Source organism: Sphingomonas sp. UV9, from assembly GCF_004101245.1.
In the GTDB taxonomy this organism is placed as follows: Bacteria; Pseudomonadota; Alphaproteobacteria; order Sphingomonadales; family Sphingomonadaceae; genus Sphingomonas.
In genome coordinates, this window is record NZ_SCIN01000002.1 from 117,920 (window position 1) to 133,915 (window position 15,996).

Here is a 15,996-nt window from a genome sequence, read left to right on the forward strand (position 1 = left end):
TCCGCACAATCATAAACTAAAATGCGGAAGCGTCTCTAGATCAATTCCGCTTAGTAAGCTGCGAGCCTCCAGTGGGTACGCAACCCCGCATGCTTCGTCGAGATGGAAATCTCGAATTTACACAATCCCGGTCCGACGGGCTCTTGCCATGAAAGCCTCAACCTCATACATGATGCGCTCATATCAAATTTCGGAATTCTTATGTACGAGGTCCATCACAAGCATCGGTATGATCGTAAGCCGATCGTCACGTTGAACCAGCGCTATCACGAGGCTTTGACGACCGCTGCCGCAATCGTGCTCGAGCCGTACGAGGACAGTACTGTCGAACAGACTCTGCCGGCGATAGAGGGCTGTCTCAACCTGTTCTTCGATCCCATGCCATTCAGCACGAACCCGATCGTCATGACCGACCTCGAACTCGGGACCCGGCTGATCAGGGAGAAGATCAAGTCGATCAAGGGAAAGCTCGCGCGGAAGGCCGTGATCGGGATGGGATCGACCATCTCCTTCGATGACGACCGAGCTAAAGCCCGACAGGTCGATCGGCTCATCGCGATCGGTCGCATGTTGATCGACGGAGTGCCGGCCAACGCGCGGTGCCACAACCCGTTCGTGCGCGAGGGTTACGTGCCGCAGCGTAGTTCAGCCGTAAAAAATGCCAGCGGGCGTATCGTATCCGATACCGGACGGCTCTATTCGGTTTCAATGCCGGCCTATGAGATCAACGTCTCCGGCGACCCCCATCTGGCGGAGAAGATAGACAAGGCGTTCAAGAGGTATTCGGACAAGCGCAGCGTGCACTTCGCTTGGAAGGCGAAACAGAGTCTCATCAGTCGGGGACGGGAGGCTTTCGAGGCCTCCATGCGCAGCCTCTACGAAGGCGCCATCAAGGCCGGCGAAGAGTGCTTTGGACGGGTCTGGCTGCTGCCCGACAAGCCGACGGGTGCGAAGGAACTCGTAAAACTGGCCGCCCTCACCGCAGATTTCACACCGTCCTTCTACGGCGACTACATGGACGGGATACGCAAAGAGATGGACCCGAACGGCTGGGGCCTGAAGGACTACGAGCGTGAATGCTGGGCGGGCAACGAAGAAGCCCTGAATGCGCCAATCTTCCTCAACACCTACGGCCGCCGGTTGACGATCGGCACGGGCACCGACGAGTTCAGGCGTGTTGTCCGCAAGGCCAAGATCAAATGCGGTGACCGCTACGCATGGATGCACCTCGGTCGGCACGACGTCGTGGTCACTGCGCTCGACGAGATCGAGGCCCTGGAACTGCCGGAATACCTGAAGGAGCAGCTGCGCGACGACCTCGCAACGTACATGGGGTGGCGCTCCGGACAGGACATGCTGAAAATATACGGCGCACGTCACTTCGCGGCCAGGGAGGCAGCCACGACAATGGCGTGGCAGGACGCCCGCCCGCAGAGCGGCGCACCGACCGCTTCGTTCGACATCGCGCCGGAACTCTCCGCGGCGTTCGCGGGTCGCTGAGATGTCGGGCAAGGCAAAAGGGGTCGTTCCCCCCAGGGCGCCGGACGGCCTGCCGGACATTCCGCACGCGCTTCTCGATCGTGCGTACGACGCGTCCAATTGGACGGATACGCTCCGACAACCCCCACCGGAGTGGAACCCGCTTCCCGATCGCGCGGTGTTCGAGGAAAGTGCGCGAGGGTTCGCCGGACGGTCCGGTCGGCCCGCGCAGGCAGTCTACGCCGCCATTCTCTTCGGCTTCATCAGCGGATACGTTCGGCTTGACCCGGGCAGGGACCGCCTTGCGTGGACGGTCCGGCTTTCCAACGCCGACGAGACAATGGACGATGTGATGTCACGTCTCGACGCGCTAAAGCCGGCCTTGCCGACGGTAGCGCTGCGGCGCTGGTACAACGATGCCCGGAAGAGCGCCGGGCATGCCAGCAAGCCGGTGCCGATGCACTGGATCGAAAGTTTGGCCGCCCAGCCCGAGTTCGACGGTGATACGGCGGACGGCGAGATCACCGCCTTGATCAGGTGCGACCCAGACGAGCCCTACCGGGTTAGCGCGCTGATGGACGAAATTCGCACCGGCCTCGTCCGGGGAGCGAAGGTCGATGCCGTCCAAGGCGACGTCCGCGCAGCGCTGCGACGTGCACTTGATACCACGGTCCCCACATTGAGGGACACCTTCGTCGACCCGCTGTCTGGCGACGAGTTCGAGGCTCCCACGGCGCAGCTCGCGGGGCGACTTCTTGCCATCGACGCAAATCACAGGTCGCTGGCAATAGCAGTCATGGCGGACGCGATGGCGAACGCCGAGCTCGCCTTCTACAGCCGTATCCCGCTCGCAATGCACAGGTTGTCAATCGTGCTCGAGCGGGTCCAGAAGGGTGACATCAGGGAGGTTCGCCGCCGCGTCAGGGCTTATCTCGACGGCCGCATCCTGCCCAAGGTGAGCCCCTCGTGCAGGGTTCGCGACATCTCCGAGCTAATGGCCGCAGAGCGCCGGATCGGCGAATGGATTGCAGAGCCGTCCACTTCGCCCGAGCTGAAGGAATGGCTGCGGGCCAACCGGCCGGACGTACCGAGGGACCGAACGTTTTTCAAAGCGTTGCTCAAGTTGCGGACTAGCCTCGATGCGTCCGGGCTGAAGCGCCGGCGCGAGCGCGCCGACGTCATCGCCGACAACTTCGATGGCATGCTCGTCGAGATCGCCGCTGTCACCGCGGACGCGAAGGAGATCTGGGAGACGGCTGAGAGCGCACACAAGAAAGCAGATCATGCAGACGAGCCGTTCTCGGTGGAGCTTAAACAACGCGATGCCGGATTTGGCGACACCGGCGACACCTTCTGCCTCGATTTGAATACCATGAACGTCCGGCGCCAGATCGAACTACTCAATGCTGTCGCGGTCCAGAAAAAAGAGGGTGAGGTCAAGAATTTCCTGCAGGCTGCGCTGAAGGGCAAGACGCGCTACGGCGACGGGTCTTTCCTTGAGCAGAGAGTGGTCATCGTCGATAGGACCAAACTCATGGTGGCCATAGAGGAGCACCAACAACTCGCGTTCCTCGAACCCTACGTATACGGATGCACCCTCCGCCCGCGGTTCCTGCCGGACCAGATGTTGCAGGAGAGGCGCGACTACATGGTGGCGACCGGCTTGCCCGGCCCGCGGCTGGCTCCCAACAACGTCATCGTCGGGGACTCGGGCGAAATGCGCAAACTCATGATCTGGTCGCTGGCGCTTAGAAACGAGGTCGTACTGCCGGTGACGTCGCTCTATCGCGGAATGGCTATCGCCAATTTCAACTACCGGCTGATGGCAGTCGGTCATATGCGCATCTCCACCGCCAGACAGGCGATCGACGACCAGTCGCGGGGTTGGACCACGGTCGGCGGGCGATCAGCGATGATCGGTATACCCAAGCTGCCGCACGAAGTGCGGATACTCCCCAGAAGCCGCAAGATCAGAGAGTTTCCCGTCGACGCGGCGACGATCACCGCATTCGTCGATGCCGTCGCGATCACGGTCCACGTCGAAGGCGGCGACACCGCCCATCCCAAGCGCGTGCGGATAGCACGGGTTCCGATCTACTATTTCATGCCTAAGGAATGCGGCGACGACCGCTACGTCTCGCAGTTCAATGGCCGCCTCATGGGCGTCTCCCACATCCGCTACTGCATCTCCTTCGCGTTCGGACGCCAAGTCCAGCCGCACGACCCCCGCCACGGTGGCGCGACGAAACGAGCCGACGAGGGGCACAAGCTCGAGGATATCGGGAACGCGATTGGCACCCGCTCGCACGTTCTCAAGCGGTACACGACGAGGGGCAAAGGCTCAGGCGGACCCGGGACGACCGACCGTTGGCTGCGAACGCGCGATGGGATGGCACAGCTCGGATCGGATAGGACGCGCAAGTGAGAAGAAAGACGACGGCAGAGGCGCCCGAACCGAAGCAACGACGTGGGCTTGACGTGTCGCGGTTCGGGGAAAGGCCGCCGCTGAAGGACAGGTCGGCTGGGAGCACCCGCAGCCAGCGCCATGACGCCTGGCGATCGTTCCGCATTGTCGTCGTCGCGACGCGGACACTCCTCCACTTCGGCCTGCCGGTCACGTCGCGGTCGATCGCTGCGGCAACCAGACTGCTCGCCGCCGACCGCAATGAACTCGAAAAGCACTTTCACGCACAGGGCAGGACCATGCTCGCGGTGGTCCCGGTGTCGGAGAAGACGGTGCTGCAGAACGACATGTGCGCGTGCGTGCTCGCAGCCTTCACGACCAGCGAGGCGCGCGTCCTGTCCCGGGCGAGACCGAGGGGCCACATTCCGAAGGGCTGGTACAAACGTCCCCGCATGTGGCTGATGGAGAAACTCGCGCAGACAACCGCCGAACGGGACGACTACAAGCGCCGCTACGAGGCGGCGGTACAGGCGCAGGTGCCTGTACCCGATGAGGATTCCCTCCTTGCGCGTCTCAGGCAGTATGCGGAGGCCGAGGCGTCCGCCAAGGGCATCATTCTACCCTCGTAGAGACAACGAACGAAAGGGTAGGCATCATTCACCTTTGCCCGCCCATGGCGTCCTACTTGCAGCGCCCGAGGCAACGGCAACGTCCAGCGCGGACGCCACACGAGCCGCGCCGTCCAGGTCGAGCACGCCGTCCGCCACTGCGGACCGCAGCCGATCTTTGAATTCATTGGAGGCCACGAGCCGCCGCCGCCGTTCTTCGATCCTGCGTGACCAGGCAGTCTGCACCTTGCGTGGCAACGGGGTTGACGAGCTCCAATCCTCGATGCCCCTGCGGCCGGTGAAGACGTGGCCGCACGACCGATGCGCCGCATCGAGCATCTCGACCCGCACCGCGCCGTCCATGGAGCGAACCAGCACCCCAAGCGCGGCATCGCGCGCAGCGACGACGCCGCCTGGCGGCTCCATCCACCGGATGATGCGCGCCTCGCCGGCTTGCTCAATCCAGTGGAGGCGATAGCTTAGTGGCTTAGACTTGGGCATGGTGGGGTACTCCATGATTGACGGGACTAACGAGCGCCGGGCGAGGGTCGTCGCTTGGCAATGCGAGGCGCTGAGAAACTTCGTCGCGGCGCTCGCCGCGGAACCGGCGGGCCCCCCGTCGCCCTGGCTGCGGGAACAGTTCTGGATGCTCGAGCCCGGGACACGCCATCCGGTTATCGACGATAACGAGGCTGGCGCGCTCTTCCTCGATCTCATCCACCCGCTCTCCATCGCGCACGGCGGACCACGCACAGCCGCGTCCGGGTCCGATGCGATCGTCGCGTCGGCCGCGATCGGCGGCGGCGACGGGGCACGCTTGGCACGACTGCTCGAGCTGATCGACATGATGGACTAGGCGAACTCCGCGCGTCTGGGGATCGACCGTCCCGTGCCACCGCAATGGACCAACAGAACGTTCCAGGCAGAGCATCTTCCTGAAATGGCAGGGCATCTTCCCGATCCCGCATGGAACACGGTCCGTCCAAGCCGCGAGTGCGGCGGGCGCTGCGGGATTCACAACTGACTGATCGCGTGGTAGCCCGATGCCGTGAGCCTGGAACCCCATCTGACCAAGCCGATCGGCCTGGACCATGACGACGCGAACGCGCTGTTTTCCCATATCTTCGGGATAGGGAAGGCGGAAGGGTCGCCGGTCGCCTTCCGGCTCAAGTATCTCCAGAAGATCGGCTTCGCGCTGGAGCAACGCAGCGGCCGCGGTCGACGCACCGTCCACGCGCTGCCCGCCGTGCTCAAGCTCGCGTTCGCGCTCGCGCTCATCGACCTCGAAGTGCCCGCCGGCCGGGCGGCGGCCACCGTCGACGCGAACTGGGCGGCGATCTCGGCGGTGCTCGACGGTGCCTGGAGCATGGTGCGAGCAGCCGGGCGGCCTGACGGTCCGGCCCAGACAGTGTTCGGCTTCACCGCACGCGGCCTGGCGACCGACGAGGGGCCGCTCTCGATGGCGTTGACCTCGGGGGCGGATCTGACGGCCGCGCTGATGGCGGCCGACCCGCGCAGTGCGCCCCGGTTGATCATGAATCCCGTCTGGCTCGTCATCAAGGTGGTCGACGGGCTGAAGGTCGCGAACCGCTACCGCGACGACGAGATCGGAGCGGCGTTCGACGCGCTTGCCGCTGGATTGAAGAAGTAGGGCCGGACCACGTCGGCCCGTCGCGAAGGCGCGAAGCGAGGGGAAAAGGGTTCCCCCGCGTGCCCGCGGAGAAGACCAGTGGAGATCATCATAAGCGCCGCCGACCCGGCGGCAACCGCCGAGCTCGTTGCGCGCGCGACTTACGGGAAGTCGTTCGCGCCGCCATGCCGCCGCCATCCCGGTCGCTGGCGCGGAGGTCCCGGCAACGGCATCAGCATCGTCGCCGTGGGCCCGGAGATGCCGCCCGAAGGTGTCTATCTGGCATTGCCCGAAGGCCGCCTGGCCCGGCTGCCAGAACTGTCGCCGGTCGGGGACGGTACATGGCGAGTCCTCGTCGCCGGTACCTCCATTCCCTGCGCGCCCAGCCTCCCGGACGTCCGATTGCGAGCCGACGCGGGTAAGGAATACTACGTCGAGCCGCTGCTCGAGCAACGAGCGGCCAGGATCAGGGACGTCATGGAGCGGCTCGGCGTCGCAAACGCACGCGCCGTCGGACCGGCCTTCGTCAACGAGTTCATCGACGCGTCCCGACGCACCGACCACGGCTTCCTTCTGGTAGTCGACGGGCACGAAGACACGGACCTGCGCACGCTCGACGTGATCCTCGCCGAAGGCGACGCCGGCGACCGCATGCGCGCGCGGCTGTCGCATGGAATGGACGATCGAGCGATCGCCGCCATGGAACAGGACGCCTGGTGGCTCGACGAGGTGCTGACCGGGCAAGGGCGCTAGATCCCGGCGGCCCGGGCTATCTCGAGTCCCTGCCGGGCGATCGGTCGCAGATGATTGCCGCCACCGCTGGGGGATAGCAGGAATGCCGCCAAGTCACGCCAGCACAGGGCAAGCCATTGCGAATCGCGCCGGCGCAGCGCCTCCAGGTGCAGGAACGCGAGGGCGGTGCGTACGACGTCGAACGAGCCCTTCACCTCGAGCGGGTCGATCCGACGCCCACGCCCGCCAGGCTGCAGCCCGGCGACGATGCCGAGAGAGGCGCTGAGGTCGGTGAGCGATGGACCGATCGGCGAACCGCGCCTGGCCGTCCGCAGCATCGTGTCGACGTGGCGTTCGCGGCCAATGTCCTGCCAGCGCTGGATTTCAGGGCAGTCGTGCATCCACCGCGCCATGCAGCGCCGAAGGCACAGCGGCAGGTCATGCGACACGCCATTGTGCGTCACGAGCAGGCCGCACTCGCCAAGGTCGGTGAGGGCCGCTTCGATCAGCGACAGGATCGAGCGTTCGTCATCGGTGGTCAGACCGACCAGTGAAGCGTCGGAGATCCCACCGTCACCTAGCGAGAAGCCGAGCAGCGATACCGAGGCGATCTCCTGCAGCAGGGCACGTTCGATCGACGCGCCGCCCCTGTTGTCCGGCAGAAGCGCGAGCGCCTCTCGGGACAGCCGGGACTCGAGGTCCAGAACGAGTACGCGAATCGCGGACCCGTCCGTCACAGCGCGAACTCCCGCAGCGCGCGCACGACCGCATGCAGATGCTCCGCGCTTTCGCTCGCCCATTCAAGCGGAGTCAGATCGTCGAGGGTCGAGGAGGGGCGGATAAGCCACGCGACGACCGCGGGCCAGGTGCGGTGCCGGTCGGACAGGAGGTCGAGCATCTCGACCGTCAGGCGCGCACGATCGTGCTGCGCCGGCGTCATGCTTCCGGCCGGCCGGCCGGTGCGGTAGATGAGCCATTGGCCGATATTCAGCCCCAGAAGGCCCTCGACCTCGCCACCAAGCAGCCCGGCATCGTCGACGTGGGACATGAGCCGGTCGACAACGAGCTTGATGTCGGTCGCCGCCGCCATCTTCCCGGAGTCGTCGGGCGACGGAGTACTCGAGATGCTGACACGTTGGCCGGGAGACCCACCGTCAGCGGCAAGCGTCACGATGCTTTCGTACTCCGACGTCCTGTCGCGGGAGCCGGCGTCGCCCACTCCCTCACGCCAAGGCCCATCGCCCGGCGATCCAACGCATTCGACGGAGTGGTCGTAGTCGCCGGCATGGGAGCTGCGATCACTAAGCGAGCATGGCCGGTCCGACATTAGGGACGACTTGTCGTTTCCGTAGACGCTGACTTCCCGGCCGGCGATAGAAGCGCCGTCGTGGATGCGCGGTACGGCGGGCACGTGCTTGGTCCCGGTCATGCCGACGACGATTTTCGGTGCGGCGCAGTTGGGTTTGCGAACCATAGTCTCTCTCCTTCAGTAGCGGGGGTCTAGAAGTTGTCGACGGAGCGGGACGCGGCCGGCGCTCCGAGCCCACCTTCGAACCGGGGCAGTTCGAACCTGACGAGTGGAACCCGGAACGACAGGATCGAGGATCCGGCCTGCGCGTCGGAGTCGACACGCAACACCCGGCACGGATATTCGGTAAACAGGGGGTGGTCGATGAGCTTGCGAAGGGGGCGCCCGGGCATGGCGATCGCCAGCGTCTCCGGAAGCGGTTCGCGCAGCGTCAGCGTCGCGGTCGTCCCGAACGCACTGAGCAGACAGGGGCCGATCGCCGCGGTGAAAGCCAACATCCCGGAGAACGGACGAACTGCGAAACCCCCAAGGGGATCGTCGACCGGGCGGATGATCACGCCGGGATCGCAGAATGCGCGGCGGAAGCGCCGTTCCTCGTGAAGGTTGGTCGAGCCCCTACGGATCGGGCGAAGTTGCGATACCCGCAGACGGTTCGGGGGGAAGTCGTAGAGCGGCGTGCGGGGCCAGCTCTCGGGCGGACGGGCCTGCGAAACAGCCGCGGCGATGGATATGCCTTCCATGGCCGCCAGGCCCAGCAGAAGCGGAGACGCACGTCGGACAGTGGCGTGCAGATGCTGAAGGAAAAGGTGGGTTCGCTCCGCCTCAACCCTTTCGATGAACTCGGCGATGCGGCCGTCAATCGCCACGGCATCGACCGGCGCCATCACCGCACCGCCTTGGCAGTCATGAGGGCGAGGAAGTGCTGGGTAAGGGCGGGCGCCCCCCTCGAGTAGGCGAGCGCACCCCAGTCGTCCCAACGATCGACGTGCTCGGCCAGCCAGCCGAAGAAGTCGTCGCGGTCGTGATCGTCTGCGAACGACTGCGACCACGTGACCCGGCGCGTGGGCATGCGTGCGCCGAGCCCGAGACCGGTCAACGTGACGAGATGCAGCTGCTGCACCTGCTCTCGCGCGAACACATGGCGGCGATGGGCCACACCGCGTTCCAAAGCCGCGAGCGACACCTGCCGGGCGTCGTCCGATGCCCGGAGCTCCGGATGTCTGATCGCTTCGATGATCGACCGCAGTGGCATGTCGATCCAGCCCGGCTCGCTGGTCGCCTGCAACATCAGCATGACGGAGCGACCAAGATCGGACAGCGGCGCCTCCAACGGCGTTGCGCCGGTCCCATCTTTGGTCATTCCGATGGAGGACAGCCAGCACATGTAGAAACGCCAGAACTCCATGTCTCCGGCGAACAGATCGAGCCTGTTTTCCGTGCCGCTAGACCAGCGCTGGTCGACAGCCGTCAGCACACGGAGCAGCAGCTCGTGCTGCTCCTGGAAGAAGTGGATCTCGGGAAAGCGCATCGCGCCCTGCCAGAAGGCATCGCGGACGCTACGCCACTGGCGGCCATCCTCGTCCTCGAGAACGCGACCGTTCGCGCGTAGCCACCAGCCCCAGGGAGCGGACGCGCCGCGATTCGTGCGCCACGGCATGATCAGCTCGCCCGGTCAGGGTCGAGACCGATCGGCGGCAGCGGCGGCCCCTGACGTCCCGGGATCGACACCCCGTCCTCGATCGCACGGAGCTGGGCCGCAAGATTCAGGATCTCGTTGCAGACATATCCGTCGTCCCGGTACTCGCCGCCAACTTCGTGGGCGAGGAACCGGCCGGTACGGGCATTGCGTCCCGGAACGACGTCGTACGCATGGTTACACTCGAACCCGAACCACCAGGCGTGAGGTTCCTCGACGCGGTACCCCGTCGCGTGGACCGTCGGCTCGTGCCGCGCGACCCGGGCCACGTGGCAGATGCGGTGCGCCTCGACCTCGATGCGTCGTTCGGGGGAGGGGCCGTCTTGGCAGATCCGCGCGTAGGTCAGGCCGCCATGCACCTCGATGCCGATGTCTGGTGGCACGGCCTTCGCATCGAAGCCATGGAGCGGATGCGACGGCGGCACGCCAACATATCCGTCAAGATATCCGCCTTCGGTCGCGCGCATCATTATGCACTCGTAACCCGACGCCTCGTCGCGCCACGCGACCTTGTCAGCTTCGGCGAGCCACGGCCCTTCGCCTTTCGGCTTGGCACCCTCTACGAAGTAGATCTCGTCGGCCTGAATGACGCGATCACGCGTCATGTACGGCTGGTCGACCACGAGGGTCGTTCCCCGATCGCGGTAGACGCGGATGTCCGGTCTGGCCATCCTGGCGATCTGACCGGCGCTCGGGACGACGGCTACGCGCCCGCTCGCCGTTTCGACGGTGATCTCCTGTGGCGTGGTGTAGGTTGGTTTTCGGGCCATGGACGCTCTCCTTCGGGGCTGGGGATTCGATTTCCTCGTCCGATGGGGAGGGGCGGCGTCGTTCCAGCCGCCACCTCGCCATCGGATCCGTCATGATCGCCGCGCCCCAGCGTCGCCGAGGCGCGGCGTCATAATGTCCCGCCCGTCGTCTCGATCGTCTTCCTCCGCATGTCCGTCCTCCTTTCCGTCAGTTGATGTTCGGTGTGTCGGTGTCGGCGACGCGACGACGCGGAGCCGTTGCGGATACCGTCACAGGAAGCGCGTGCGTGCGGTCACCCGTTCGAGATCCGGGCATATCGCCTTCGGATTGGCGTCCATCGAGTAGACGTGGCCTGCGAGCCAGAACTGCTCCTCCACGAGGCGGGCGTCCTCGATCTCGCGCCACCACACCTTGTCGTCGGAGGACCAGCGGTAGCCGCGCCCCTTGAGCAGATCCTTGACGCCGAAGTCGGCCCCTTTGGCTCGGACGATCCAGCCCGGCTGCGCACCGCGTTCGATCATCTCGGCGAGCGCGGTGCGATCGTCGGAATCACGATGGCGAAGGATCTGGATCATCGCATCGACGTCGGCGGACGCGCGGTGACCGCAGTGATAGTAGCCGGCCTGGACAAGCAGGTATCCGAGGACCTTGCCGTCGAAGCTCCTGGCCTTCCAATCGACCTGGGACATCGAGCAGCACCAGTTCAGGCCGCGAGCGCCGGGCAGGCGGTTTTCCACCCAGCGGCGATCAAAAAGGCTGTTGTGCGCCACGACGAAGCTGGCTGAGCGGAGCAGTCGGGTCGCCGCCTCCTCGTCGATCTCGCGCCCCTCGAGAACGGCGCCGGTGATCCCGGTGAGTGCCTGGATCTCGGGCGTGAGCGGCTCGCCCGGATCCTCGTGCCACTCGTGCGCCTCGTCGATGTCCGTGATGACACCGTTGCGGTCGTACCGGAAACGCCGAAGCGCCAGTTCGATGATCTTGCCCGTGTTCGCGTCGAGGCCCGTCGTCTCGACGTCGATGGCGACGCCCACGTAAGAGCCCGGGCCGTCGCCCTCGCCAGTCGAACCCTCCCGCATCCGTAGCGGATGCAGTACGCGCACGACTCCGTCTTCGACCGCGGCGTCGCGGTCGACTGCAAGCTGATTGCTCATCTGATGTTCCTTCAGCGGTCCAGTCGGCCAGTGTTTCCGGCGGCGGACCTGCTCGAGAGTGGCGTCAGGCCTGGATGCTCTGGTGGATGTTGACCTCGAAGGTCTTGGCGCCCGGCGATGCGCAGTCGCGCTGCATCTGGCGGATCACCTCGATGACCGCCGCCGGCACCAGTGCGATCACGAGCGGCGAAGCCTCGTGGAGTCCGAGACGGATCTCCGCCACTTCCGCCAACTCGGCACCGAGGCTGCGCGATAGCCGCTTACGCACCTCGACCGCACTGCGCGCGACCGATGCGTGGAACGCCTGGAACATGGTGTTGTCCCGCGTGTCGCAGATCGTCGCCGTGTACAGACGCAACCTGGTCGCGCGACTGGCGCGGCCACGGGCCGGGTTGCCGATGCCTCGCGGTCGATCGCCGTACAGATATTCAGCCTCGCGCTCGTCGAAGTCGTCGTCATCCTCCGCCATCAGCGCGTCGATCGCCGCGCGCTCCACGTCCAAGCCGAGACCGAGACCGTGTACCAGGATGCCGCGCAGGCAGGCATCGCGACTGAGGCACGCGTCGATCGCGGTGGCGCCGTCGAACACCTGTCTCGGCGCCAGCATCCACGACATGGGATCATGCTTCACGGACTCCCGCTCGAACCGGCCAGCGGTCTCCGATGCCACCAGCGCCACGCGACAGATCGCGCGACGGGTTGTCACGACGATCTGATCGTCAGGGGAGTCCGCGTCGAGCGGATCGAGCAGGGCGGCGGTCCGCCCCTCCTCGAACTGCGTGGCGCCGAGCTTTGTCGACGGTACGGTCTGGGCAACGATCACGTTCATAACAGTGCTCCACTACCGCCACGTTCCCTCTTGCCGTCACAGGCGGATTTGCGCCGGCAACAGTCATATAGACCACATCGATCGTCATTACAACACTTCGCGAAGCGTTGTAGCGTATTCGTGTCGCTCGTTCTGCCGCCAATGCGTGTAAGCAGTCCGGCGGCGTGGGATTTCGGGCGGACGGCCGACGTGATTTCGAACCGGGCGAAGTCGGTATTGGATCGGAGGGACAGATGGGGGGAACGAAGCTGTCCCGCTCATACCGCTCGGTCCGCCTTGCGACAGTGTACCGTCGCAGCCGGGACGGGCGATCCCAACAGACCTGACCTGAGAACCCTCCCGTCCATTCGATCTGCTACGGTACGGCGCATACCCGCCAGTCTTCTATGGTGTGGACGGGAGGAGACAACCTCCCTCGTTCTAAGGCTCCGATCGGCATATCGTCCCCATCGACCGCCTCGTCCCCACCGGGGGTGTGAAGGTGCAGGCAGCAGAGATCATGATGCATGGGAAGGAACCTAATTGCGATGATTCGCGAAACTATGTAGTGTTACCACTTCGGTAAGGACGTCTGCGTGAACCCTCTTGAAGGGGGAGCCAGTTCGCTTATCAGTGAAGGAGTGGAAAATATGAAGGCCATGCAGGTGATGTCCGCGCTCTCCCAGGCGACGCGCTTCGACGTCTACACCAGGCTGGTCGAAGCATTGCCCGCAGGCGTAGCATCCGGGGACCTCGCCGCCACGACGAAGTCCGCGCCAAGCGCAATGAGTGCGCACCTGGCGATCCTCTCGCGCGCAGGGCTCGTCGCGTCCGAGAAGATCGGCAAGACGGTGATCTACAGCGCCGTCACCGCCCCGGTGGCCGAACTTTCCGATCTGCTGGTCTCCAAATTCACGCGAAACAGTTGAGCACGATGGTGTATGACTGGACCGGGATCGGAGCGGAGGACGAACCATCCTTCAAGATGAACGAAACCGTTCGGGTGGTCGTGGCGCGCCCTTGACCGGTCGCAGGATCGATCGCGGGCGGTTCCCATGCCTTCGGAGGCCGGGATAGCGGCAAATGGAACCATTGGAGTCCACGCCCCCTGACCGGCGGCAGAAACCGTCGGGTTGCGCCGAACCTCGTCCGAGGTCGGAAGCGGATCCCGCCGGTCCCCCCGGACCAAACCCTCTGGGCTACGCGGACCACTCCGCGTTCGCCGCGTTCGGCGCGGAGCTGGTGTACGGCGAACGGGCGGATGGGACCTTGGCGCACATCGGGGCGGTGGCAAGCGGCCTCGCCTGCGCCTGCAAGTGTCCGGCGTGCGGTCGCACCCTGATCGCGAAGAAAGGCAGGAGGACCGCTGCACATTTCAGCCATCACGGGAACGCGAGTGGTTGCGGGAACAACGCTGAAACCAATGCGCACATCTGGGCGAAGGACGTCTTGAACCGAGAGAAGCGGATCCTGCTCCCCGCGGTCCGCGCGTCCGTCGGCAAGGAAGTTCTCCAGACCTACGGGGAGCGCGTATTCCAATTCGAACATGCCGAACTCGAGAAGGGTCTCGGTGACATCGTCCCGGACGTGATCCTCACGACGAAGGACGGTAGGCAGGTGCTAATAGAGGTGATGGTGACGCATGCCTGCGGTCCGGAAAAGATCGCCAAGCTGCGTGACAGAGGGCTCGCGACCCTTGAGATCGACCTTTCCCGATGGCGCAAAAGCAGCGACAGACACGAAATCGAACAGGCGCTCATGAAGGGCGCGCCGCGCGAGTGGCTCTTCAACCGAAAGGCGGACGAGGCCCAGGCTCGTCTCGCGACCACGATCGCGGAACGGGCGGCAGGCGCGGCGAAGAAGGCGATCGAGGCGAAGGCCCGGGCGGAGGCTGCAGACAAGCTGCGCGAGGCGCAGGCACAGCGCAGACGCGAGGATGAGGCCGATCTGATCGTCCAGCTTGTCGAAGGCATTCAAAAAGGTGATGCCGCAAGCGGCGACCACGACGCGATCGCCAGGCGGGGACTGCTCGGTCTTCTGGTCGAGGACCAGAACGCCATGGGTTTCACCGTCGTCAACGAGCACTGGCAGGCCGCGATCATCGAGCGGATGATCGAGGTTCCCGTCGACGAGTTCGAACTGCCGGAGTTCGACGTGTCGAGCGTCCTGAGAAGCATCGACGACTGCATCGCGCCGGACATGCCGGAAGGCCTGGCGCTCGACGTCCGGGCCGCGCTGCCCCTGGAACTGCGCAGCCTCGACCTACCGAAGAACGCCGTTCAGTCCTTCCTCGATCATCTCTGCGATCACGACATGCTGCGATCCGGCCGGCGCGGCATGTTCATGCTTCCGGAGGCCCGGATCGCAGCGGTCGAGAAGGCCAATGCTGCATGGCAGATCAAGGACCGTCGCCGCCGTTCGTCTAAAGCCTCGATCGACGTTATCGTGGACGCCATTCCAGTCGAGGAGCACGGAGAGTTCTCTCTCGCATCATGGTGGACGGCACCCGTTCCAGGCTTCGATCTTACTCTCGAAGAGCTGATCGAAAGCGACCAGTCGACCTGGGAACCGTTCGAGACCGCTCTGTCTGCGATCCGCGGCATGGTCGAAGGCGGAACCTGGGTCCGCCAGACGCTGGGTCTGCCCCTTCAAGGCGAGCTCGGTCGAGCAGGACACCGCGTAGCGCAACAGAAGGAGCGCGAGGCAGAAGAACGCGAGGCGTCCATCACCCGTTCTGCCACCGCGTTGCTGGGGACGGATGGACCAGCCTGGGCGACCACGCCGGGCGCGGCGGGCAGCACGCCGACCCAACTGGCACGCGACGGCGCAGCCGGCCTGACCGAGGCGCTCCGCGTCCTCGACCTTCATCACTTCGCGCTCGCGGCGGCGGCTGCCGCGGACACACTAGCGACCGGCTATCGGCAGCAACTCTTGGCCGATGCCGAGAAGGGACTGGATCAGGCCACGGCGAAATCGTTCATGACGTATCACGACGTCGCGCTCGGAATGTCTCCCTGGGCGATCTGCAGAGACGCGGCTGGCCTTCGCAGAGCGCGTATCGAGCTCGCCAAATGGGTCGGCCGTGAACGGAAGAAGCACAATCGTCGCTGATCGGTGTCGCAGACGGCGACTGCTCGCGGTTTCCGACGTTCGGCTGCGCTAGCGACCGCGAGCCGAACCCATCGAGGGCAGCCGGAACGTCTTCCCTTCTACAGGGTGCCTGTCCATTCGCACGTCGTCCCACGGTTGCGCGGCGATAGCTTAGGCAGGACATGTCCTTATCGATGAGCCGGGCCTGGATCGCGTCACAGGACGATGATGGATGGATCGGGGATGCAGCGGCGCACATTGCCCTTATGCTCCCCCTCTTCAGGCCACTCCGTCCTAAAAGGACGAGCGTGGAGGACGAGAGTAGACACAGGCTGCCTG

At 65.0% G+C, this 15,996-nt stretch carries 16 protein-coding genes; 8 read left to right on the forward strand and 8 right to left on the reverse strand.

The window, feature by feature from the left end; genetic code table 11:
• The first annotated feature begins 201 nt into the window (after positions 1 to 201).
• Genes EQZ23_RS06840 through EQZ23_RS06850 form a run of 3 tightly spaced genes read left to right on the forward strand, consistent with a single transcriptional unit; the run spans position 202 to position 4,512 of the window.
• Positions 202 to 1,500, forward strand: coding sequence for a hypothetical protein (locus EQZ23_RS06840; RefSeq protein WP_128453735.1), 1,299 nt, complete (start codon positions 202 to 204; stop codon positions 1,498 to 1,500).
• 1 nt (position 1,501) lies between these two features.
• Positions 1,502 to 3,904, forward strand: a complete 2,403-nt coding sequence (locus EQZ23_RS06845; protein WP_128453736.1) for a hypothetical protein — start codon at positions 1,502 to 1,504, stop codon at positions 3,902 to 3,904.
• A complete protein-coding gene (locus tag EQZ23_RS06850; RefSeq protein WP_128453737.1) occupies positions 3,901 to 4,512 on the forward strand; it encodes a hypothetical protein in 612 nt (203 codons plus the stop codon). The genes EQZ23_RS06845 and EQZ23_RS06850 overlap by 4 nt, the downstream gene beginning before the upstream one ends.
• A gap of 24 nt (positions 4,513 to 4,536) precedes the next feature.
• Here EQZ23_RS06850 and EQZ23_RS06855 read toward each other — a convergent pair whose 3' ends face one another.
• Positions 4,537 to 5,007: a hypothetical protein gene (locus EQZ23_RS06855; protein WP_164913402.1), complete on the reverse strand. Its 471-nt coding sequence runs from the start codon at positions 5,005 to 5,007 to the stop codon at positions 4,537 to 4,539.
• On the opposite strand from EQZ23_RS06855, the gene EQZ23_RS06860 reads away from it, so the two are divergent.
• The 3 genes from EQZ23_RS06860 to EQZ23_RS06870 all read left to right on the forward strand — a co-directional run bounded on the left by EQZ23_RS06860 (position 5,006) and on the right by EQZ23_RS06870 (position 6,874).
• Positions 5,006 to 5,347 carry a hypothetical protein gene (locus EQZ23_RS06860; RefSeq protein ID WP_128453739.1) on the forward strand — a complete coding sequence of 114 codons (342 nt, stop codon included), beginning with the start codon at positions 5,006 to 5,008 and terminating at the stop codon, positions 5,345 to 5,347. The two genes, EQZ23_RS06855 and EQZ23_RS06860, sit on opposite strands and share 2 nt — an antisense overlap.
• Positions 5,348 to 5,539: 192 nt before the next feature.
• Complete coding sequence (locus EQZ23_RS06865) at positions 5,540 to 6,142, forward strand: hypothetical protein (protein WP_128453740.1); 603 nt, start codon at positions 5,540 to 5,542, stop codon at positions 6,140 to 6,142.
• 78 nt (positions 6,143 to 6,220) lie between these two features.
• Complete coding sequence (locus EQZ23_RS06870; protein ID WP_128453741.1) at positions 6,221 to 6,874, forward strand: hypothetical protein; 654 nt, start codon at positions 6,221 to 6,223, stop codon at positions 6,872 to 6,874.
• Here the strand turns inward: EQZ23_RS06870 and EQZ23_RS06875 are convergent.
• The 7 genes from EQZ23_RS06875 to EQZ23_RS06905 all read right to left on the reverse strand — a co-directional run bounded on the left by EQZ23_RS06875 (position 6,871) and on the right by EQZ23_RS06905 (position 12,588).
• Positions 6,871 to 7,590, reverse strand: a complete 720-nt coding sequence (locus tag EQZ23_RS06875) for a hypothetical protein (protein WP_128453742.1) — start codon at positions 7,588 to 7,590, stop codon at positions 6,871 to 6,873. The genes EQZ23_RS06870 and EQZ23_RS06875 overlap by 4 nt on opposite strands.
• Positions 7,587 to 8,327: a hypothetical protein gene (locus EQZ23_RS06880; protein WP_128453743.1), complete on the reverse strand. Its 741-nt coding sequence runs from the start codon at positions 8,325 to 8,327 to the stop codon at positions 7,587 to 7,589. Before EQZ23_RS06880 ends, EQZ23_RS06875 begins: the two co-directional genes overlap by 4 nt.
• 26 nt (positions 8,328 to 8,353) lie before the next feature.
• Positions 8,354 to 9,046 (reverse strand): hypothetical protein, encoded by a 693-nt coding sequence (locus tag EQZ23_RS06885; protein WP_128453744.1) that lies wholly within the window; start codon positions 9,044 to 9,046, stop codon positions 8,354 to 8,356.
• Positions 9,046 to 9,819, reverse strand: a complete 774-nt coding sequence (locus EQZ23_RS06890; protein ID WP_128453745.1) for a hypothetical protein — start codon at positions 9,817 to 9,819, stop codon at positions 9,046 to 9,048. Before EQZ23_RS06890 ends, EQZ23_RS06885 begins: the two co-directional genes overlap by 1 nt.
• 2 nt (positions 9,820 to 9,821) lie before the next feature.
• Positions 9,822 to 10,628 (reverse strand): hypothetical protein, encoded by an 807-nt coding sequence (locus EQZ23_RS06895; protein WP_128453746.1) that lies wholly within the window; start codon positions 10,626 to 10,628, stop codon positions 9,822 to 9,824.
• Between the two features lie 249 nt (positions 10,629 to 10,877).
• Positions 10,878 to 11,759 (reverse strand): 3'-5' exonuclease, encoded by an 882-nt coding sequence (locus EQZ23_RS06900; RefSeq protein ID WP_128453747.1) that lies wholly within the window; start codon positions 11,757 to 11,759, stop codon positions 10,878 to 10,880.
• Between the two features lie 64 nt (positions 11,760 to 11,823).
• The gene (locus EQZ23_RS06905) at positions 11,824 to 12,588 is read right to left on the reverse strand and encodes a hypothetical protein (protein WP_240663392.1); all 765 of its coding nucleotides are present in this window, start codon (positions 12,586 to 12,588) and stop codon (positions 11,824 to 11,826) included.
• 629 nt (positions 12,589 to 13,217) lie between these two features.
• Here EQZ23_RS06905 and EQZ23_RS06910 point away from each other — a divergent pair.
• Both EQZ23_RS06910 and EQZ23_RS06915 read left to right on the forward strand, forming a co-directional pair.
• Positions 13,218 to 13,496 (forward strand): metalloregulator ArsR/SmtB family transcription factor, encoded by a 279-nt coding sequence (locus EQZ23_RS06910; RefSeq protein ID WP_128453748.1) that lies wholly within the window; start codon positions 13,218 to 13,220, stop codon positions 13,494 to 13,496.
• 340 nt (positions 13,497 to 13,836) lie between these two features.
• The gene (locus tag EQZ23_RS06915) at positions 13,837 to 15,678 is read left to right on the forward strand and encodes a hypothetical protein (RefSeq protein ID WP_128453749.1); all 1,842 of its coding nucleotides are present in this window, start codon (positions 13,837 to 13,839) and stop codon (positions 15,676 to 15,678) included.
• Positions 15,679 to 15,996 lie beyond the last annotated feature (318 nt).